Annotated in this window: 20 protein-coding genes and 1 pseudogene; 8 read left to right on the top strand and 13 right to left on the bottom strand. The window is 43.4% G+C overall.

Features of this window, described 5'->3' with window-relative positions:
* Positions 1-339: 339 nt before the first annotated feature.
* Positions 340-477, top strand: a complete 138-nt coding sequence (locus ABDW33_RS27150) for a hypothetical protein (protein WP_343693250.1) — start codon at positions 340-342, stop codon at positions 475-477.
* Between the two features lie 32 nt (positions 478-509).
* On the opposite strand, the gene ABDW33_RS27145 is transcribed toward ABDW33_RS27150, so the two are convergent.
* The 3 genes and pseudogenes from ABDW33_RS27145 to ABDW33_RS27135 all read right to left on the bottom strand — a co-directional run bounded on the left by ABDW33_RS27145 (position 510) and on the right by ABDW33_RS27135 (position 5,156).
* On the bottom strand, positions 510-1,493 hold the full coding sequence (locus ABDW33_RS27145; protein ID WP_343693249.1) for an aldo/keto reductase: 984 nt from the start codon (positions 1,491-1,493) through the stop codon (positions 510-512).
* A 290-nt stretch (positions 1,494-1,783) separates the two neighbouring features.
* Positions 1,784-1,897: pseudogene (locus tag ABDW33_RS27140) on the bottom strand (helix-turn-helix domain-containing protein); the annotation flags it as partial.
* Positions 1,898-2,018: 121 nt separating this feature from the next.
* Entirely contained in the window at positions 2,019-5,156 is a 3,138-nt protein-coding gene (locus ABDW33_RS27135) for a T9SS type A sorting domain-containing protein (protein ID WP_343693248.1), read from the bottom strand.
* Between the two features lie 490 nt (positions 5,157-5,646).
* Between ABDW33_RS27135 and ABDW33_RS27130 the strand changes: the two genes are divergently transcribed.
* Positions 5,647-6,243: a hypothetical protein gene (locus tag ABDW33_RS27130; RefSeq protein ID WP_343693247.1), complete on the top strand. Its 597-nt coding sequence runs from the start codon at positions 5,647-5,649 to the stop codon at positions 6,241-6,243.
* Positions 6,244-6,308: 65 nt separating this feature from the next.
* Here ABDW33_RS27130 and ABDW33_RS27125 read toward each other — a convergent pair whose 3' ends face one another.
* Both ABDW33_RS27125 and ABDW33_RS27120 read right to left on the bottom strand, forming a co-directional pair.
* Positions 6,309-6,953: a hypothetical protein gene (locus tag ABDW33_RS27125; RefSeq protein ID WP_343693246.1), complete on the bottom strand. Its 645-nt coding sequence runs from the start codon at positions 6,951-6,953 to the stop codon at positions 6,309-6,311.
* A 350-nt stretch (positions 6,954-7,303) separates the two neighbouring features.
* Positions 7,304-7,858 (bottom strand): pyridoxamine 5'-phosphate oxidase family protein, encoded by a 555-nt coding sequence (locus ABDW33_RS27120; protein WP_343693245.1) that lies wholly within the window; start codon positions 7,856-7,858, stop codon positions 7,304-7,306.
* 396 nt (positions 7,859-8,254) lie between these two features.
* Between ABDW33_RS27120 and ABDW33_RS27115 the strand changes: the two genes are divergently transcribed.
* Entirely contained in the window at positions 8,255-8,530 is a 276-nt protein-coding gene (locus tag ABDW33_RS27115; protein ID WP_343693244.1) for an RNA-binding protein, read from the top strand.
* Between the two features lie 228 nt (positions 8,531-8,758).
* Complete coding sequence (locus ABDW33_RS27110) at positions 8,759-9,208, top strand: cold shock domain-containing protein (RefSeq protein ID WP_343693243.1); 450 nt, start codon at positions 8,759-8,761, stop codon at positions 9,206-9,208.
* Between the two features lie 90 nt (positions 9,209-9,298).
* Here ABDW33_RS27110 and ABDW33_RS27105 read toward each other — a convergent pair whose 3' ends face one another.
* The 5 genes from ABDW33_RS27105 to ABDW33_RS27085 all read right to left on the bottom strand — a co-directional run bounded on the left by ABDW33_RS27105 (position 9,299) and on the right by ABDW33_RS27085 (position 13,380).
* Positions 9,299-10,051 (bottom strand): acyl-CoA desaturase, encoded by a 753-nt coding sequence (locus tag ABDW33_RS27105; RefSeq protein WP_343693242.1) that lies wholly within the window; start codon positions 10,049-10,051, stop codon positions 9,299-9,301.
* A gap of 338 nt (positions 10,052-10,389) precedes the next feature.
* Positions 10,390-10,929, bottom strand: coding sequence for a hypothetical protein (locus ABDW33_RS27100; RefSeq protein ID WP_343693241.1), 540 nt, complete (start codon positions 10,927-10,929; stop codon positions 10,390-10,392).
* 457 nt (positions 10,930-11,386) lie between these two features.
* The gene (locus tag ABDW33_RS27095) at positions 11,387-11,746 is read right to left on the bottom strand and encodes a hypothetical protein (protein ID WP_343693240.1); all 360 of its coding nucleotides are present in this window, start codon (positions 11,744-11,746) and stop codon (positions 11,387-11,389) included.
* Positions 11,747-12,017: 271 nt separating this feature from the next.
* Complete coding sequence (locus ABDW33_RS27090) at positions 12,018-12,980, bottom strand: polysaccharide deacetylase family protein (RefSeq protein WP_343693239.1); 963 nt, start codon at positions 12,978-12,980, stop codon at positions 12,018-12,020.
* Between the two features lie 4 nt (positions 12,981-12,984).
* Entirely contained in the window at positions 12,985-13,380 is a 396-nt protein-coding gene (locus ABDW33_RS27085) for a DoxX family membrane protein (protein WP_343693238.1), read from the bottom strand.
* Between the two features lie 83 nt (positions 13,381-13,463).
* Here ABDW33_RS27085 and ABDW33_RS27080 point away from each other — a divergent pair, with 83 nt between their 5' ends.
* Positions 13,464-14,306 (top strand): AraC family transcriptional regulator, encoded by an 843-nt coding sequence (locus tag ABDW33_RS27080; RefSeq protein ID WP_343693237.1) that lies wholly within the window; start codon positions 13,464-13,466, stop codon positions 14,304-14,306.
* Positions 14,307-14,434: 128 nt separating this feature from the next.
* On the opposite strand, the gene purL is transcribed toward ABDW33_RS27080, so the two are convergent.
* Entirely contained in the window at positions 14,435-18,088 is a 3,654-nt protein-coding gene (purL, locus tag ABDW33_RS27075; RefSeq protein WP_343693236.1) for a phosphoribosylformylglycinamidine synthase, read from the bottom strand.
* A 246-nt stretch (positions 18,089-18,334) separates the two neighbouring features.
* Between purL and ABDW33_RS27070 the strand changes: the two genes are divergently transcribed.
* The 3 genes from ABDW33_RS27070 (at position 18,335) to ABDW33_RS27060 (ending at position 20,126) form a co-directional block, all read left to right on the top strand.
* Positions 18,335-18,502 (top strand): hypothetical protein, encoded by a 168-nt coding sequence (locus tag ABDW33_RS27070; protein WP_343693235.1) that lies wholly within the window; start codon positions 18,335-18,337, stop codon positions 18,500-18,502.
* Between the two features lie 604 nt (positions 18,503-19,106).
* Complete coding sequence (locus ABDW33_RS27065) at positions 19,107-19,634, top strand: hypothetical protein (protein ID WP_343693234.1); 528 nt, start codon at positions 19,107-19,109, stop codon at positions 19,632-19,634.
* Between the two features lie 18 nt (positions 19,635-19,652).
* Positions 19,653-20,126, top strand: coding sequence for a hypothetical protein (locus ABDW33_RS27060; protein ID WP_343693233.1), 474 nt, complete (start codon positions 19,653-19,655; stop codon positions 20,124-20,126).
* Between the two features lie 163 nt (positions 20,127-20,289).
* Here ABDW33_RS27060 and ABDW33_RS27055 read toward each other — a convergent pair whose 3' ends face one another.
* Positions 20,290-21,204 (bottom strand): hypothetical protein, encoded by a 915-nt coding sequence (locus ABDW33_RS27055; protein ID WP_343693232.1) that lies wholly within the window; start codon positions 21,202-21,204, stop codon positions 20,290-20,292.
* Positions 21,205-21,297: 93 nt separating this feature from the next.
* Positions 21,298-21,582 carry a hypothetical protein gene (locus ABDW33_RS27050; RefSeq protein ID WP_343693231.1) on the bottom strand — a complete coding sequence of 95 codons (285 nt, stop codon included), beginning with the start codon at positions 21,580-21,582 and terminating at the stop codon, positions 21,298-21,300.
* Between the last annotated feature and the right edge of the window lie 74 nt (positions 21,583-21,656).

The following is a 21,656-nucleotide window of genomic DNA, read 5'->3' as shown; positions in this document are numbered from 1 at the left end:
GTTTACGCGCAGGCATTACGCCATTGACGAATAATGCTGCAGGATGTAAGCCCGGGAAATATTCGGCGTTATAAATTTCACGGTAGAGCGACTGTGTTACTTCCGGATTTTTAAAGAATCAAGAAACTAACCTAATTACTTTCCATGAGCCATTCGATTGTTCCGCAACAGTTGAATGTATTAAAAGACGCAACAGTTTACGCGCAGGCATTACGCCATTGACGAATAATGCTGCAGGATGTAAGCCCGGGAAATATTCGGCGTTATAAATTTCACGGTAGAGCGACTGTGTTACTTCCGGATCTTTAAAGAATCAAGAAACTAACCTAATTACTTTCTATGAGCCATTCGATTGTCCCGCAACAGTTGAATGTATTAAAAGACGCAACAGTTCGCGCGCAGCATCACACCATTGACCAGGAAAGCAGCAGGAAGATTAAAACAGCATTCATCCACGACTTTTATCCAGCGATTTGATCGTTTTCGTATCATAGGAACACAATTCAAAACTACCTGCCCTGCAGGCCTGCGAGGTTTGCAGGATAACGTTCACCCTGAAGGCTGATGTGGTCCAAAGCCGTATTGATACGAACAAGATCATCATCGCTTAAGGCGATGTTTACAGCGCCTGTATTTTCTTCCAGGCGTCCCATTTTTGTAGTTCCCGGAATTGGTACAATCCATGGCCTTTGCGCCAGCAGCCATGCCAGTGCAATTTGCGCCGGCGTTGCGTGCTGTTCTGCAGCAATCGTTGTCACCAGGTCAACGATCGTTTGATTCGCTTCCCGGTTTTCTTTGCTAAAGCGAGGCAGGACATTTCTCCAATCGGTCTTGTCAAACTCAGTGTCCGCATTCAGCTTACCTGTCAGGAATCCTTTGCCCAACGGGCTGAATGGAACGAAGCCGATGCCCAATTCTTCAAGCAATGGAATGATTTCGTTTTCAGGTTCACGCCAGAACATAGAGTATTCGCTTTGCAGGGCTGCCAAAGGCTGCACAGCATGCGCGCTGCGTATACTTTGCACGCTGGCTTCGCTCATACCGAAGTGTTTAACTTTGCCTTCTGCAATCAGATCTTTTACAGTTCCGGCAACGTCTTCAACAGGAACATGCGGGTCCACACGGTGTTGATAAAACAAGTCGATATAATCGGTCTGCAGATACCGGAGCGAGTTTTCCACCACCTGCCTGATGCGTTCGGGGCGACTATTCAAACCATCTGTATTCCTGCTGTTGTTAAAACCAAACTTAGTAGCGATGATTACTTTGTCACGCACATTGTGCAACGCTTTTCCTACCAGCTGTTCATTGGCGCCCTGCCCATACGCTTCTGCAGTATCAAAGAACGTAATACCGGAATCATACGCTTTTTGAATGAGTGCAACGGCATCTTTTTCGTTCGTAGCCGGACCATAACCATGGCTTAATCCCATGCAGCCAAAACCAAGTTCGGAGACTGCTAATCCAGAGGTTCCTAAATGTCGTGTTTTCATGTTGGACGTGCTTTTATCTTTACTGCTGCAAAATTGTGGAGAAAGGGGGAGGGGGGGGTATACAGATTACGGATTTTCCTACCAATATTACTGATCGGAAAGTCTATGTTAAAAGGGGATCTGCGGATGCTCAATTTTCTGGCGATATAGGTACAGGTTATATAAAAGCTCCTGGAAGTATCGGCTTTTTGCCGGTGTACAAGTTATGTATCGCTATTACGTCAATTGTAAAAGCTCCTGAAAGTATAGACGTTTTCCATTATAAATATAGTCCATGTACAGCTGTTACCTCAATTATAAAAGCTCCTGAAAGTCTTAGGCGTTTTGCCAGTCTTATTTTTAAATAGCTTGCTGAACGACAGCGGATATTCAAATCCCAAGCGATAGGCAATCTCGCTGACAGAGGTGAACATCGCATGCCTGTGCCAGCAATATTTCGGGTAATGAAGCCGGCATGCAAGTTATAACCCATTACTTATAGATATGCAAAAGAATGGCCAGGCCTACGCCTGACCATTGCTTTAATTAGTGTTGTATTATTATCTGTCTGGTTGTAGATGCATTACCGCTGGTAATCACCTGCAGCAAATAATTTCCATTAGATAATTTGGAAACGTCAAGATTAACCTTGCCCGATGGTTCCGTGTATTTTTTGCGCAGCACCATCTTTCCATCCATTGTATACACCTGTACTTCTGAAATAGCCTTGTTTTTAGCTATACCGGCTGTATTATAGGTTATACTTTCCTGCGCAGCAGATCGTGCGGCTTTGCTGGTATTGTCATATGTCGCTTCAGACTCAGCGGCTATCGTTATGATATTTTGTGCAGGGTTGGGAAATATAGCAGTTGCCATAGATGTTCCACCCCCGGTACATCTTACACTTACCGGTACGCTTGATTTAGCGGATGTTCCACAGGCATTTATCACTTGAACACCTACCCGGACAACCACACCACAGCCAACAGATGAGCCGTAATTCGGCGAAGTGCTTATTGTACCGGCACTGTTTCCTTCTGTCCATAAGTAGCCTGTTGCACCTGGCACGGGTGTAGCCCGTATCACATAATCCTGCCCTCTGTACTCCGGACTGCTAAGGACTGCAGCTGGCGTGCCTACGGTTACTGTTTTCGTAATATTGGCATCGGCACCGCACAGGTTCCCGATAGCCGCATTCAGCTGTATTACACCGTTATTTAGTTTGGTCATAATACCCGAACTGCTTATGCTGGCCACAGATGGAGAGCTTATGCTCCAGGTAAGACTGGCGCCGGTCGGGAAATTATTAATAGAAAACGGGGTAGAGGTGGAGCATACTACATTATCTCCTGTAATAGAAAGGGCTGATTTACAGGCTTTGATACAGTTAAAGGTAGCTGCCTGCCGCTGTAACAGCCAGTTTGTCGCCGCCTGTGAATAGCTGATGTGTAACATATTGACGGTTGGCGCATAAAAATCCTGTACGGAGGTAGCGTTCGCACAATTTACGATATCGCAGATATCCCTGTTAAGATAAGTGACAGGGTCATTGATGGCGAGGGAGCTAACGGTAGGTATAAAGCAGAATTGCGGCTGTAAAATTGATACCGTTGCAAATTTCAGGAAATCCGGCAGCTGTTTTGCTATCTGGCCGGCATCCAGGCCGAAATAATTCAGGTTGTAAACGCCGCCTGGTGCGTTGTCTAAAGGGAGCATTGATGTATTTGAGTTTACCCGCATCTTCATGATGTAATTTGTCACATTGATAAGAAAGAGTACCTTTTTCCTGGTAAATACATCTGCTCTGTAAATTTCCTGGGTGCCTGTGCTTGGAACGGCCCTCAATTTAAAATCAACGTTAAAAGAATATTTGGTGCTTATTAAAGAAAGCGGGAATTGGCGCAGCAGTGCCCAGGAATTGAAGGTGGGGCTGTCGTAGCCATTCACCAGACCTAATGCAGTGCCGTAACCAGCCACGTGCAATACGAAAGACTTCCAGATCCCTTCAAAGTAGGCAAGATTACTCGAGCCATCCATTGTGAAAATTGTGGAATTGTCGGGAAACGTGGTGGCTCCGCTACAGGCACCATTGCTGATTGTGATGTTGCGACAATTCACAGGCCATCCCATTGTGTTCATTTCATTATAAAATGCATCATGCGTGTTGTTATCTTGCAGTAACACATCTCCAATCAAGAGATATCTCTGTATCATCATCTGTTTTGCAGCAGGCGAGTTGAACATATCCTGTGCACTTACCAGGGCAGGAAACATATCCACCCAGCTCACCGAAAAATTCCTGGTGACATTAATGATCTTATAGGGAGCCAGATGTTGTACCATTGCCTGCGCGCCTACAGGGATATTCGCTCCCCAATGGGGCACGTCATGGCTAACAAATAACCGTGTTTCATGGGCCTGGCTATTTAATTCCATGTCCCGTAAGGCATATCGTACACATAATCCTCCCATGCTCATACCAATAATGACATTTTCCTGTCTGGCTCCATTGAATGTTGTTTTCCGTGAATTAACCAGTTGAATCACTTTTTCGACCAGGTAAGCATTTCGCTGTATGTAGTCGCGACTATTATGAAAATTGAGGAATATCAGATCATAGTTGTTAATGTTATCCAATCCCTCATTTAAGGTTATATAAGTATTTGAGTTACCGTCTACGCTTAGCTGATATAGTAGTCCACCGGCTCCGTTATAGGTAAAGCCTTTTGTTGGATCATCACTTGCACCGTCAAAGCCTTCAATCATAATGAGTGGTTTTCGGATCTGCCCTGTTGTGTTGTTGGCAGCTAAATCGATCGTTATATCGCCTTCTGCTGCGAGCCCCTGGTACAGTTTGGTCGCGGTTACCGTTTCATTTGTTGGCGGTGTACTTTCGTATGGTCCGTACCTGGCGTTGGTTTGATTCGGGTCTTTTAGTGGCTGGTAGGCTACTATTTTTGTATGCGCTATTCGTATGCTATTATCAGTATAAGTGATCTGGATAGCAATGTCGTAAAAGCCTGTTGTGGGGAGGTTGACGGTAAATGTTGTATTGAAAGCGACCGTGGTATAAGAAGTACCTTCACCAATCCTATAACCGATGGTGCTGATCGTTTTCCCGGTATTGCTATAGAATAATTCAGGCCGGAATATAAAATTGTTATCTCCGATAAATGCCGCTTGCCTTATGGGGGCTATAGCAAATAGTTCCTTCGTCAGATAGGGACTGGAAGTGCGACCTGGCACGTCATAGATCTGATCGTTTGATACGGTCATCAGATTGGCTGTTATCGCGTCGTCACGTAATTTTTGATAGTTCATGTATAGCCCTGCAAACGTGATCGGCATACTTGTGTAGTTGTAAGCGTTGATTTGGTTATTAACGGTCGGAAGCGCCTGCATGGTATTGGTCGAAATTTGTGACATGTATAAGCTGCCATACAGTTGCCGCCATTCTGAAATACCAACATAGTTACTGTCATGTAACGCAGCGCCGGTGTAGTTGTCAAAATTGAGCAGCTCAAAGCCATAATCCAAAAGAATGCCTGTAGTAATGGGTGTGCGGTCTATGTGCTGGAAAATGTACTCCATTTTTCCAAAGTACTGCGTTGTGTCGTATTGGGCTTTTAAAGGTTGGGTGATACAGGACATAAGAATGCCGGTCAAAAGGATGAACGTTTTCATATTTATAGATTTTGGTGAAGACTAAGTATATCTTAAATCAAAGCAGCCATCAGTAAAATTCAAGGTGTCACAAACAGATACAGGTATTTGCAGGTTAACTACAGGGGAGACAATCTTTTTCGAACTTTGGTTTGGTGAGATGAACCTGATCCGAAAACTGCATTGTAATTTCCAGGTTACCTGAAATTGCCGTTGCAGCTATTTTTTGCGCCCCAAAATACCCCGCTATGCTGATGGGTGTAGATGGTATATTGTAAATATTTTATATGTTCAGGGTTTTACACAAATTGCATAGGTTTTGTCATTGAAATTAAGGAAAAAGGCGCAAAATCCCCCTGTCTTTTGATATCTCCCTGTTTCCGGCTTATCATCATCCGCTTCCCATAAATAACCCTTCTGTTAGCAATTTATTTAGCGCTGTAACGTTAATTTTATCGAAATTGCTTTCGCCCTAGGCACCTTTTTGAAAATATCTATAAAGTCTGTTACTATGAAAAGAATTCCCCTCATTCTTCTTTGTTCCATGTTTATGCGAACCGCTTATTCCCAGGTTATTAAAATTGACAACGGCATCGCTATCAATAGCCTTAAGGGAGATAAATTTGATCTTTTTTCCGGTAAAGTGGCTTCGTACAGCGGCCTGGTTGGACTGGAATATTTTGAGAGAAAGTGGTTTTATCTATCCAGCGAAATAGGTTATTTAAAATTGGGCGGAAAGGAGAATGGAACGGTTGATGGGGTGTCCACACGCGATGAGCAAACCTGGAATTATGGTCATATCAATACATCGTTCCGGGCAAGAGTCGTCAACCGGAAAACTGAATTTTATCTGGGCGCGGGGCCTTACGCAAATTTGCTGCTGGGGTCTGGTGCATTTGATAAAGCGCAATATGATGGTTATTCAGCAGAACGGGTTAACTGGGGATTGAAAGGGGAACTTGGAATAACTCAGGACATCAACAGGATCAGGATCGGTTTGAATGGGAGCTACCTGATACCCTTATCTGCGACTGTTAAAAGTCAATATACGACCATGCATTTACGATCTCCGGCATTTTATGTAAGCCTGGGATACAGGTTGAAATAACCTGTTTAAAGACAGCCGGACAGCCATAAAATGTCTGCTCTTTACTGGTTGCCCGGCTGCTTTTATTAAAATTGATAGTAGGAATATACAAATTGTAAACCCGTCAGGTCACCTGCAGGAATAGCGGGTGCGCCGATAGCCTGTCCGAGAATATTGTATCTCGGTAGCACTGAGTAGGTGGTCAGCGCGAGTACATTGCCATTAGGGCCTGTAGCCTGGTTCACCAGCACTCCCTTTGTTTTAGTCGTCCAGTTTGAGTAGCCGTATTTTGCCATAAGGTCTATGTTGACAATTCCCGCTGAATTAGGTGGCAGGCTCACTTCCGCGTAAACAGTATAAACATCGCATATGTACACACCAGTAGCCAGTGTGGGAGCTTCTGCATTAGTAATTGTTACCTTTTGATTGCTGGCTATCAGTCTCAGACTGCCTGTAACGGTAAGCGGGCCAACCAGTCCCATGGTTGTTACACCACCTAATGACTTCATCTGGTTCAACAGATTCAGTTTTTTTGAATCAATGTTTGTCATGAAGGGTTTCGACTTGTCGGTAATTACAGCGTTTTCTGTAGCAGGTGTGGTACTGAGCTTATTTAATTCTGCCTGAAGCGATGCTACACTGGGGGCTGCAGTTTCATTTTTTTCCTTTGAGCATGAGATGGTCATTACAAGGACTGCCGCTATCAGCGCAGCCATAAAGGGTCTTTTCATGGTTTCAAAATTTAGGAATTAGGAATTTTTGGTTAACTAAAAGGTTATGATTAAAGGGTTATGATTATTATAACTAAAGGGTTATGATTAAAAGGTTATGATTATTATAACTAAAAGTTTACGATTAAAGGGTTATGATTATTATAACTAAAGGGTTATGATTATTTAAAGGATTTCGATTATCTACCTGATATTCATACCGGCTCTATAGGTGTCGCCTTAATATCTTCCTAATCAAAGTAAGATAAATTATTCAGATGACAAAAAACTTTCGTACTGCTTTTTTCTTTGGTTGCTTTTTTCGACAGGCAGAGCCGCCGGGCAAAACCGATCACACGAATTTAGCATCACTATTTTTTTACCGCAAGTGCAGTTGGCAAACCATCCAGGCTCTGTAAGTTCTTTTCCTGTTTGTAGGTCTCCAATCCCGCGGGTCCTTTGTTCTCTGCCCATTTACGCGCGTGGTCGCGTTCTCCTACATAGTCGTATATCGGAACGCCGAAACCACATGAAGTTGAGACTTCGTAAATATCAGCGACAATGATTTGGCGAACGGCTAAGGGCAAGTTAAAATAGGAAGATAGTTCATCCCACTCTTTATCACCAGGAAGTACGGTATATCCTCTGCCATACAGCCGTAGAATGTTTGGTGCGCCTTCAAAAGCGCAAAACATGAAAGTAATGCGTCCATTCTCCAAAAGGTGCGCAGAAGTCTCATTTCCACTGCCTACAATATCCAGGTAAGCGACCTTGTTGGGTGACAATACCTGAAAACTATCAAGCCCCTTGGGAGACAGGTTAACATGACCTTCTTTACTGATCGGCGCAGTGGCTACAAAAAACATCTTTTGCTTGCCTATGAAGGCTGTATGCTGATCGTTGATAGTATTGAAAAACCTTGCCATGTGTTTTCATTTGTAATAAAGGTATAATAGTTTTTCGTTTACAGCAGATTTTTTATGACAAAGAAGTATCAATTTTTGAATACATAATGATATTACCCAACCGCATGCATTTGATGCAGGTATCAATTCTATAAGCTTATAAAGATGTCTTTCCTCATTATTTTGTTATTCTGACGTCCTCCCATTTTCCTGCTGTTAAAAACATGTTGTGAGAAATGTCGTCTAATAGCAACAAAAAAAAATAATTCTTCACTATTCAAATTAATAGTCTACCTTCAGCGTAATTACAATAGGCTCCTGCCGCTGCTTTCTCTGATTTAGTCTTGATAACTTCTCTTCTTCCTCAGTTTTCGCTTTTACAGCCGCCCATATTTCTAATCATTTAAAATGAATTTTATGAACATTTATGTTGGTAATTTAAGTGTTGAGACAAATGAACAACAATTGTCTGAGCTGTTTTCTCCGTTTGGAATCGTACTTAGTACAAAAGTGATGTATGATACTTACTCAGGCCGTTCCAGAGGGTTTGCATTTATCGAGATGCCAGATGATGCACATGCGACAGCTGCTATCAGAAGTCTCAATGAAACCTTCTTTGACAGAAAAGCAATTGTTGTTAGTGAAGCCAGACCCAGAGTAGAAAGAGAGCGGTTTTCCCGATTCACCTACTAAGTAGCAATTTTCAGCTATTTATCACAAGCCAGTTGCTAATTTACAAATAAGGTTCCAATGTAAATTGCAATTATGCGCGCTATGAGACGAACGAATGCTGAATAGTTAGTACAATATTAAAGTAAAGCATTTGAATACTTTGTATTTCAAATGCTATGCTATTTATTATAAGCATAGGAGATAGCGTACTATTTGCCAACTGATGGAACTTCAATAAAATAAGAATGTATGGGCGAGACTTTTTCGAAGAAAGAATTCAGAAGTAAGAAAGCAAAATCAAAAGAAGATAAGGCGCAGAAGGCCAAAGAGCGAAAGATCAATAATAACAAAGGTAAGGGACTGGAAGATATGTTGGCATACGTGGATGAATATGGCAATCTGAGTTCAATACCACCGAGAGAATCCAGAAAGGTTGAGATCGATTCAAAGGATATTAGAATTGATACGAGGCCAATCATTACAAACGATTTAACCAGGAAAGGACGGGTCACTTTTTTCAACCAGACGAAGGGGTTTGGATTTATAACTGATGACCAGTCAAAGGAGAGCATATTCTTCCATATAAATGATTTGTTGGAATCTGTGAAGGAACGTGATAGTGTCGTATATATCCAGGATAAAAATGCAAAAGGTTATTTTGCGACATCGGTTAAAAAAGGACAATATCCAAACAACTAGTATCCTACATCTATAACCAAAGATGAAATTCAAATTTCCGGTAAAATGATATCTAAACCTGGATATCATTTTACCGGAAATTTTTTCATTTTAGGAAATCGCCAGTTGTCTTTTAGGTATATTAACGATGGTTATTACTTTTATAAAGGAAAGTACTTTTATAATATAATATACCGGATCAATTTCGTGCCAACGTTGACCAAAATTAGTGGAAGAAGGATACTTGTGATGGTTGTTATGATATGATTCACCCAGCATCAAAACGTCCACAAATAAGAGATTCATTGCGGTGTTTTTTAACTTGAAGTTAATATAGCCATATTTATGTGCAAACCAATTTACAATTGCCCCGTGAAACGCTCCCATCGAAATGACTATTGGCAGTAACACGTACTGATATGGACTGGTTGCAAAGGCAACAAAAAATAGTGTGTATCCCACTACCCACATTAGCCTGGATAGCCCACTGTTGGCGAATTTGTCAAACCCTGTCCATATTGGGAGATTTTTAGTATACCGGTCTTCAACTTGTACTCTTTTGTGTAGTATTTGTTGATATACTGTTCTTGTATCCCACATCATAGAGAATATATTCGGGCTATTCGATGGCGAATGCGGATCAAGTTCCGTATCTGTATGTGCATGGTGTAATCTATGCATTATTGCATATGTACGTGGACTCATATATGACGAGCCCTGTGTAATATATGTAAATATGAAGAAAAATCGTTCCCAGCTTTTGCTCATTGTAAAAGCACCATGTGCAGCATACCTGTGTTGAAAAAAGGTTTGTGCAAACAAAGACAAATACCAGACCGTGGCAAAGAAAATAAATATAACCATATTTGAAATTTTGTAGAAGCGGGGAATAAATCTCAAATATGCTGAAAGAATAAATGAAAGTATAAAGCGCTATCTGATTAGAGTGAGTTTTGTTTTCTAAATGTAGGCCTTTATTTGTTAAGAAAGTGGTAAACAGATTATTTTTGATCTTACATTTACGACACGCCGGAATAGCGAAGGTCTAACCAACGCTAGAAGTTGATAACACCTCTTTACAATGCCCTTTCATTTACTCATCTTCCTGGCAAGGATCTGTTCTCCAAAGGCCGGATTAAGATCTATCCTGCTGGTGACCAGATAAATAATACGACGGGCCTTTTATTTTTTATGTGGTATTGCTAGGAGAGTAGCACCTCTCTCACCGTTTCATTCCCCGGTAAATCTACCGCAACAATAATCACTTTTCCATTGGGTGGTAATTCGGCTGCATGGTAGTACCAGTTCACACCATTCCGCCCTAAAACAGCCTTTCCTCTTTCCCGTACATTCCCCTGCACATCAACTACCCGTACGTCCACCGCTGCCACCCTGAATTCATCCTTTGCTGTAACCACTACTGTCGTGTCTTCAAAGTGAATCTGCTGAATCTCCGGAGATCTGTAAGCATCCTTCACCGCCATATTAAAAGCATTCTGTCCCGGTCCTGCCAGGGACTTATAATAGGCTTTGATCTCCGGATCTTCCAGGATAGCCTTGGCATAAGCCGCTGCCACTTTCATCTTGTACCTGGCTTCCAGTTGACGGATGGTCGGTTTGTGCTTCGAAGGGCCACGCTTTTTAGCAATGATAATCTGGCCGTTCCGTTCGTAAATCGTGATTTCGTCACCTAGAGAGCCTCTAACGGCCTGGAGCAATAGACTGTCTTTAACAAGCGCCATAAACAAACAATTTTTGAGGTTTACAAGATCAAGATTACGGATTAGCTGGGAGATATAGTGCGACTTCGTTACTAAATGAGTACTAGTACATCACTTAAAGTACACCTCAATATCTAATTGATATAGAAATGACCTTATAATGACCTTTTGGTATAGGTATCATGACGGAGCTGGCCCGAAGCCATGGTCCCTTTTTTTCAGGCATAGCAATTCAAATACCAGTGCCTACCTACAACAACTGGCACCGCCCCCAATATATGTGGCGACAAAAGCCGCAGCTGACCTAAAAGCTTCTTTGACTTTACTGGCACCGTTCCCAATATAGAAGACGACAAAAAACAGGGGCTGACCTAAAAGCCTTTTTGACTTTCTGGTCAGCCCCACTGTTGGACTTTTTCTATTATCTTTTATTCAGTCGGAAATTACCCCGACCTCTTGTAAATGCTATTACACGCACTTAGTCACAAAAAGGATAAAGCGGGCAAAGCTTCAACTTTGCTTTCTTCACAGATTCATAACTCACTTCAAATTCCTCAGTATTGTTTGCTTTAGGCGTCTGTGCACCTTTGATTTCTATCAATAATGTCCGGTAACGTTCCACGATCTTTGCCAGGTTCTTGCTTGATCCATCGTGCTGATATGCTTCTGTCGCTTTCTGATTCAATGCATCAAACGCTTTATTCGCGTTGTCGTTTATAACGACATTCGCCAATATTTCACGTTTTGCTTCAGCCAGCTTTACATTCAGAGAATCTTTGGATTGCGCTTTGGTTTGCAGGCAGAAAAGCAGCAGGAATCCACATAATAGTTTGTACATTTTCATAAGATTTAGTTAAACAGGAATTAAATGAGCATTGTGCAGGCAGACGAAATAGTAGCGTCTGGTGTTTTAATTTTGCCAGTCATTTAACCCCTTACGTTGTAAAAATACCAACTAACTGGTAGTTTTACAAACTCCCTTGCTATCCGGACGGTCGTATTTTAAGGCTTTTAATTTAAATGCCTGTGTTGCAACAAAATAAAGGATTGTCCGGCCCCAACACTTATTCCTGTTTACCTGGCAGAATAACTTTACCGGGAGTGATATGCTATTCCCGGATAGTCGTCTTATCCTCCATCGCTAAGCGTGCAATCTCATCTTTACGTTTAAAGCTCACTCCTTTATGCTGCTTCATATAAGTGAACAGCTCCTTTGCTGCCTGCACCATTTGCGGAGTACCACCTATACGATCGTGAAAACTGACAGACAGCTGCCTGCGATAATTGCCAGCTTCCTCGTATAGCTGATCAAATTCCATCTTTACCTGGTGTATAAACTGATCTGTCGAGAAATGCTTCCCCTCTATTAACACAATATCGTTACACCGTATCGTGTAAGGAACTGTTACAAAGTCCTTTCCGTTTACCTCTTGTATAAATGGTTCATCGCGGCTCAAATCGTCAATATGATATAAGAATCCCAGTTCCTGTAAAATCTTCAGGGTATTTTCGCCCCGGCGAAGCCAGTTGGCATTATAACCCACCGCCGTAAATCCTGTCACCTGTTTGATTGCATCTACGCCATCTTTAATGAATCTTTTCTCTTCTTCGTACGACATCGTATACTGGGAGGACCAGTTCATACCATGTGCCGCCGCTTCATGGCCGCGGTCCACAATTTCTTTTGCCAGCCCGGGATTTTTAAGTACTGCACTTCCCACCATATGCGACGTCACTTTAATACCTAGTTTGTCCCAGTTGTCCAGCATGCGGGGAATCCCCTCTTTATATCCATATTGGTACCATGTATCCGCCGGCAGATCCCTGTAACCCTTCTGCATATTCTGCGGAAACGGACTCTCTGCATTTTCCGGCTGACCGCCCGCTTCAAACTGCATTGACACCGAAACAACTAACCTGGAACCGTCCGCCCATTTTGATTTTTGTAAATGAGGGGCGGGATCTGGAATCGTTTGTGGTTGCGCGCCCGCAGAAAATGGGATCATGCCCGCCAGCATGCCGGCTGTAGTAATTAACCCGCTTTGTTGTATAAACTTTCTTCTACTGTTCATATGTCTAAAATTTGCTTACATATTTATCAAGAGAAATATTGTTGCTGGCTATAAACTGCAGCAGCACGATAAGTACCACCGCATGGATCATCTGAGACGGAAGCGCTTCCCAGTTTTCGATCATACAGGTACCAAGTATCAAAAGTAGCATCACGATCGTACCCGCCAGTATTGCTTTGCTGGTAAACAGGCCTACTATCAACAGCAGACCTATTGTGAATTCAGCGATGGGTAATACGTAACTAAACGGCATCACCAGACTTTGCGGCAACATCGATTTTGCAAAGGCGCCGGTCATCCACTGGCTAAACCCCGCCAGTTTGGGTAACCTCACCAACCCGTGTCCAAAAAGACTTACGCCCGCCACCAGGCGCAATAAGAGAAAAGATAAGTCAGTCATAATAGCATATTTGCTACAAATTTCCGCTAAAAAGCACCCATTAAACAAGGATATATACAGGAAAAAGTTGTAAAATTACAGGTGTGGAAACGAAGAACCTATATACTACATACGATCTGGAATTGCTGGAAATCCAACACTATAGTGCCAGGGTGCATAAAAATACCTTTTTTGAGATGGTATTTGTGTTGGACGGTACAGGGATACAAATGATCAATGGATACCAGTTACCTTATGCTCCTGATAAGCTGTTTCTTATTTTCCCGCAGGATCAGCATAGTTTTGATGTCGATACTTATAGCCGGTTTTTCTTTATCCGGTTCAGTAACGACTACTTAAAACTACAAACGAGCCAGCATATCAGGGACCTGGAATACATTTTCAATAGTTATAATCACTTACCCGGATGTATACTGAAGACCGTTACAGATAAGCCATTCATCAGGGCGACTGTAGAAGCGCTGATCAGGGAAAAGCAGAACCAGTCGCCACACCAGGAGCAGGTGATACAGCAACTGATCAATACCATTATCACTTTTGCCGCCCGTAACCTGACCCTACAGGACATGGAAGTGTTTAATGGAAATATTACCCATGTAATGCCGGTGATTAATTACCTCCACCAGTTCATATTTGAACCGGAAAAATTAAGGATTGAGCAAATTGCAGCCAATTTCAACCTATCGCCCAATTACATCGGTGAATATTTTAAAAAGCATACCGGTGAAAGCCTGCAACAATATATTATCCGCTATAAGATGAAGTTGATTGAAAGCCGGCTGCGCCTTACCGATATGCGGATCAATGAAATTGCTTTTGAATTTGGCTTTACCGATCAAAGTCATTTGAACCGGATTTTTAAGAAGTACAAAGGCGTAGTGCCGTCGGTATATCGCAGGGATAACAACGCGTTATCGGGTTACTGAACACAGGGACAACGGATGAGGATATGGCGTGCACAAGCTGCTTCAGCAAGCCTGTTGCCCCCAAATGTAAAGAGGTTGCCAGTATGTTTCGCAACATAGAGACAACCTCTCTTATCAATTAAAACTATTTATTTCTGCAGCCACTCCCTGGCATTGATAAATGCCTGCAGCCACGGTGTTACCTCATCTTTACGTCCGCCTGGGTAATGTGCCCAGTTCCACTGGAATATTGAACGCTCTATATGTGGCATCATAACCAGGTGTCTGCCCGTTACATCACACAGCATAGCCGCGTTAAAACCTGACCCGTTGGGATTTGCCGGATAACCCTCGTAGCCGTACTTACCAACGATGTTGTATTTATCTTCCTCATACGGGAAGTCGAATTTTCCTTCACCATGTGATACCCACACGCCTAATGTACTACCGGCAAGATTTGACAACAGTACTGACTTATTCTCCTGGATGGTCACAGATGTAAAAATGCTCTCGTGCTTATGGCTGTCGTTGTGCAGCATACGTGGCTTTTCACCATGATCCAGGTTGATTAAACCCAGTTCTACAAACAGCTGACAACCATTACAGATCCCCACGGACAGGGTATCCTCACGATTGAAGAATTTTTCAATGGCTTCCTTCGCTTTTGGATTATACAGGAAAGCACCCGCCCAGCCTTTGGCAGAACCTAATACGTCAGAATTTGAGAATCCACCTACGGCGCCTAAGAACTGGATGTCTTCCAGCGTTTCACGCCCGGAAATGAGGTCTGTCATGTGCACATCCTTTACATCGAATCCGGCCATGTACATCGCATTTGCCATCTCTCTCTCTGAGTTGCTGCCTTTCTCACGCAATACGGCGGCTTTGATACGGGGCCTGGTGCTGTCAATGACAGGTTTTTTCCCTGTAAAGCCAGCAGGGAACGTAAATTTCAGCGGCTGATGTTTATAGTTATCAAAGCGCTCTTTTGCTTTTACTGTACCACTTTGCTTCTGGTCTAACAGGTAAGATGTGGTAGACCATACATCCCGCAGGTGATCGATATCAAATTGCCAGTCACCTGTTGCATGCTTTACTGTCAACGCCGCTGTTGATGTCACAGTACCTATCCTGTGATAAGTAACACCCGCTTTTTCCAGTGCTGCTTCTACTGACGCATCTGCCTGGAAAACAACACCGTTATTCTCTGCAAATAAGATTTCGATGATATCCTGACCGCCTAATCCGCTCAGATCAATATGGGCACCCAGGTCACGGTCTGCAAAGCAAAGTTCCAGCAGGGTGACAATCAAACCACCACTGCCCACGTCATGACCGGCCTGTATACTTCCTGCCTTAATCAGCTGCTGGAGGGTGTCAAATGCCTGCCTGAACGCCGCTGCATTCACCATATCTGGTGTCTGGTCACCAATCTTGTTGAGGATCTGGCCAAACGAAGAACCACCTAATTTATACGTATCTCCTGAAAGGTTGATGTAATAGATATGCCCACCTTCTTTGCGCAATACAGGCTCAACAACCGCCTTGATATCGTCGCAATGACCGGTAGCTGATATGATCACGGTACCCGGTGCGATGACTTCCCTGTCAGGATATTTCTGCTTCATGGATAATGAATCCTTCCCGGTAGGAATGTTGATGCCCAATGCAATGGCAAAGTCAGAGCAGGCCTTCACTGCTTCATACAATCTTGCATCTTCACCTTCATTCTTACATGGCCACATCCAGTTGGCAGATAAGGAAACACTGGTAATGCCATCCTTCAGCGGCGCCCAGACGATATTGGATAAAGCTTCTGCGATTGCATTCCTGCTACCTGCTGCCGGGTTGATCAGTGCTGACAGGGGGGCATGCCCGATGGATGTAGCGATACCGTGCTGACCCTGGAAGTCAAGCGCCATGACCCCACAGTTGTTCAATGGCAACTGCAGCGGACCGGCACATTGCTGTTTAGCCACACGACCACTTACACAGCGGTCTACTTTATTCACTAACCAGTCCTTACTGGCCACTGCTTCCAGTTGCAGTACCTGCTCCAGGTATTGCTGTAATTGTTGAATATTGTAGGTAACCGGCTGATAGCTGCGGGTAACGGTTTTATCACGCATGTACACCTTAGGAGAACTGCCGAACATGTCGGCCATGTTCAGGTCCATTGGTTTCAGGCCTGTGGTGGCGGACTTAAAGGTAAAACGGTGGTCGCCGGTTACCTGTCCTACCACGTACATCGGAGATCGCTCACGTTCAGCAATACGCTGCATGGTGGCAATATTCTCCTGGCCGATGACGATACCCATACGTTCCTGGGATTCGTTGCCGATAATCTCCTTTGCAGAAAGGGTCGGATCGCCCACCGGCAGTTTGTCCAGGTCAATGAGACCACCGGTTTCCTCCACCAGTTCAGACAGGCAGTTCAGGTGCCCGCCAGCACCATGGTCGTGTATAGATATAATCGTGTTATGGTCACTTTCTACCAGGCCGCGTACTACATTGGCAACGCGTTTTTGCATTTCCGGGTTGGAACGCTGTACGGCGTTTAACTCAATAGCCGAATCAAATACGCCGGTATCAGCAGAGGAAACAGCTGCACCACCCATCCCGATACGATAGTTATCGCCGCCCAGGATCACCACCTTATCATCAACAGCGGGCTTGAGTTTAGTTGCCTGGCTGGCCTTGGCATACCCGATACCGCCCGCCTGCATGATCACTTTGTCATAACCCAGGGTCACTGCATTTTCTTCGTGTTCAAAGGTGAGCAAAGAGCCAGTAATCAGAGGCTGTCCGAATTTATTACCAAAATCAGAAGCACCATTTGAGGCCTTGATGAGGATATCAACGGGCGCCTGGTACAGCCATTTACGTTCCGCAACGTGCTTTTCCCAGTCTCTATCGGAGGTAAGGCGGGAAAGCGCCGTCATATATACGGCCGTTCCGGCCAGTGGGATAGAACCCTGGCCACCCGCCAGTCTGTCCCTGATCTCACCACCTGCACCGGTAGCAGCCCCGTTGAACGGTTCTACGGTAGTTGGGAAGTTGTGGGTTTCGGCTTTTAATGAAATGACAGACTCAAATTCCTTTACTTCATAGAAGTCAGGTACATCTGGTCGTTTAGGTGCAAATTGCTGCACCAGCGGGCCTTTTACAAAAGCCACGTTGTCTTTATAGGCAGATACGATACTATTGGGATTGGTTTCGGACGTTTTGCGGATCAGTTTAAACAGGGACAAAGGTTGTTCCTGCCCATCGATCACAAACCTGCCGTTAAATATTTTGTGGCGGCAGTGCTCAGAATTGACCTGGGAGAAACCAAATACTTCTGAGTCTGTCAGTTTACGCCCCATTTTCAGGGCCAGATTATTTAAGTAATCAACTTCTTCCTCGCTTAATGATAAGCCTTCCTGGCGGTTATAGGCTGCAATATCCTCAATTTCGATAATTGGTTCGGGTACAATGCTGATGGTGAAAATATCCTGGTTCAACTCAGCATATTTTTGTGACAGCATCGGGTCAAAATCAGTGAAGTCAGGACTTACCCTGCTGTAGGTTTCAATACGTACGATCCCGTGAATATCCATATTCTGCGTGATTTCTACCGCATTGGTACTCCAGGGTGTTACCATCGCCGCACGGGGGCCCACATAATAATCTTTCAGTACTTTTTCCTGGTGTAATTGTGCATTACCGAACAACCAGCACAGTTTTGAAATATCCGATGATGTTAGCTCCTGCGCTTTCTGAACCGCAAAAACCGTATTAGAACTTGAAAAAAAATGGATCATACCTGGTCAATTATCCCGCAAAATTATATTAAAATATGCCAAAATACTTCTCCAATTAGAAAGCCACGCTGCAGCGAGCTGTTTTTGAGGGAGTTGAAAGTTTTCCAATAGTGGTGAAACAACCCCGGGCAGTAAAGGGAACTCCCTTTTTGCGGCACGTTTTTAGCAACTGATATTCAGTTATTCATTTTATTTTCGCCTGAGCATTCGATAGAAATTAGTTCGGAGATCACTAAAATCAACCTGATGAAACACCTTCAACTTGTATGCGCACTGTGTGCATTAATTACCTTTTCTTCATGTTATACTACCAGCACAGCCGGCAACAGTGGTAAAGTGCCACCGGGACAGATGAAGAAAGCAACGGGAGCAAAATCTGCCAGGCAGTATGCGCCGGGGCAGAATAAATACTGATTGCACAGATACGGTCTGTTTAACCAGGGTACCATGGCTACTGTCAGCACATGGTACTTCCTGTATCCTTTCCGGATCAGTATTTCGTCCGGTTTTCGCCGGTAATGGCCATTGCTGTGCAGCAAAGGGCGTCAGTCTATTGCTGTGATAAGTTTTTCCCCCGTACAAGTGTTTTTTTACGCCGTTTATCATTGCCGTGCTGCGAAGGGCGTCAGTCTATTGCTGTGATAAGTTGTTCCCCCGTACAAGTGTTTTTTTACGCCGGTTATCATTGCTGTGCTGCGAAGGACGTCAGTTTATTGCTTTGGTAAGTTGTTCCCGTACAAGTGTTTTTTTACGCCGGTTATCATTGCTGTGCAGCCAAGGACGTCAGTTTATTGCTGTGGTAAGTTGTATCCCCCCGTACAAATGTTTTTTACGCCGGTTATCCAGGGCAAATCCTTTTGAGGATTCAAAGATTGATAAACAACATATTATAAAATAACTTCACAAAACCTTTTAATTCTCCCAAATTCATATTAGTTTCGTATCATATATCAGCGTAATCCCTATTCAATTGTTAACGGACAATATCACGCCCATACCTATATTATAACTTGTACCAATGAATAATACCCTGACCCAGGATCAGAAAAATGAACTGAGACGTTCATTTTCACAACCCGATTTTTCCGTGGATGTTGCAGTTAGAAAACTAATGGCACTCGGCTATTCAGCAGCTACCGCAAAAGAACTCATCATGACAGAAGTGCGCGGGATGAAGCAGGAGCTATTCGACAAGGCCATGAAAGGCAAGAAAGACGAAGAGGTCCGTGGCATTGCCTTCGTAGCAGTTGTACTGGTATCCTTGCTGGGCACCCTGTTCGGTATACACGCCTTCTTATTGCATGTGGCCGTCATCGGTGTAGCGGGAATAGCCGGTTACTTTGCGTTTAAACACAAACCCCTGGCCGGCATACTGGCGTTTATGGCATTTGCGATTGTTTTCCCGTTTGCGTATCACTTCTATTTCACGGGGCGAACAACTTATATCCGGATCGAAATGCTCATCCCTATGCTGATGGCAGTGGCGCCTGCTGCTATCGTGTATTACGCGCTATCTTTTACGGTATATGCCCATGCTGAAAAATAACTAAAAACTACCCTATACATGTACACATTTAACCATTCCCTGAAGCGGCTGGAGCCTACCGGCAGCAGTTGTCAGTATTGTGAAACAGGCCATTCTTCCCATATGGAAGACAACTTCTTCGTACCCTTGTACAAAGAGCAGGATAGAACAAACATCATTGTTTACAGATCAGTAAAATATCAAAAAATACCTGTAGGCATTCCCAGGTGCAGAAGTTGTAAGGAGATTCATGAAAAAGCAGCGACCCAGGCTTCTCTTATAGCGGTGGGGTTAGCTATTGCTGTTGAAGTGATCTGCTTTAAAATAGACCTGTTATGGGGCTTTATCGGGCTGTTCCCAAGTCTCTTTATTCTTTTTGGCGGGGCCGCTTACTTCCAGAATAAATTCGTTGAAGACAAAGGTATTACTACAAAAATGAATGGTGCTAAACAAAACGAAGCGGTGCAGGATTTAGTGATCAGCGGCTGGTCGTTCACGATGCCTTCTGCGTAAATGAGGATGTTGAATGCACCGGAGGACCTGAAAAATGTATCCAGGAAGAGATGGCTCATAAGTAAAACCAGGCGCTGAGCATCACTTAAACGGATACCCGACTCCATCAGGGATACGAATAAAAAGAGGCTATAGCGTACTTATGCTACAGCCTCTTCTTTTACTATTCTCCCTGTTGCAGTATCCGCTCCAGGTCCTTCTCTTTGAAATTAGTGCTCACTGGTGAACTGGTTCTGTATAACACCTTTCCAGACCTCACTTCCAGTACGCCTACATACTTGTCAGATCCACTCAATATATACTCCAGCAAATAGATCGGCCTGGATGTATCATCCGCTTCCACCAGATCTACCAATTCATCTTCAGAAACAAATTTATATGGATAGGGATATTTAGAGAAAACACCCTTATCCGCCAGCGTCTCCGGTCCTCCGAACATGCTATGGCCATACAGGATATTTTTGGGAACATACAAGGTATCTTTACTTAACTTCCTGGCCAGTGTATTATCGCGATACCCTCTTATAACCGTTGGATTGATCCTGTTTGCTATATTCTCCTGTACGAAATTCAGATATACCATCATATAAGGTAATGTGAAATTTCTAAAAACCGCTTCTTTATACAGTGCTTCACCACCTTTACCTGTCCTGAATCGTGATACCGTCATTACATCCGGGTACAGCATGACTCTGCACAGCAAATCATCCTTAAATCTCATCTTACCCTTCGAAATTTCGGGCATACAAAGTGTGAGATAATAATGTGTAGCACTGTGGAATTGAAACCCATCGATCAGGAAAAATGCATATTGGTCCGCAGTTTCATAATAGTGATTGATGTCTTCATACCTGATTACTTTCAGGGGTGTCATGGTCCATACCTTCGATAACATTTGATTATAGTCATCTACATACGGGTAGGCTGTTTTGGGTAAAACGAAGATAACGGTCTTACTTTTTAACTGCTGAACGTCCTCATCTGATAATTTGATATCTTTTAGCTGGGATTTGGCAGGGGAGAGGAGAGATAGGAAAAGGATAACGAATAGGGATAAAAACCGAAGATTATTGTTCATACTAACTTTTGTTGTGGCAACAAAATTATAACATGAACTCTTAATTTCAAATTCAAGGGCTGTTTACGAACTTAAATTATTGATTTACAGTTACTATTCTTCTTCGTCTTCTTCGCTGTCTTCAAAGTCATCAGTGAGGACTACACGCTCTATATACAATGTTCCAATAAACTGTTTATAGATTTTTCGCATCTGGTCGAAGATTTCAGCAGGCGCTTTATCTTTCTTATAATAAAAATTAAATGTATCCATCGGTATACCGAGTTCGGCAGCTATGTCGGCTTCAGTCAAGGTTTTGCCGGCATCCTGGGCCCGCTCAATTAGTCTGTCGATCGTTGCAGGAAATACCTCTCTTACATTTTCTTTTTTGGATCTCATTGGTAACGGTTTGCTTAAAGATCAAACGTTCGGAATATCCGCCCGCATCAACTTTGTCCGTAAATGTAATTAAA

The sequence above is a fragment of the Chitinophaga sp. genome (genome assembly GCF_039596155.1).
GTDB lineage: Bacteria > Bacteroidota > Bacteroidia > Chitinophagales > Chitinophagaceae > Chitinophaga.
The sequence above is the reverse complement of the archived record's forward strand: the minus strand, read 5'-3'. Positions and strand labels throughout refer to the sequence as shown.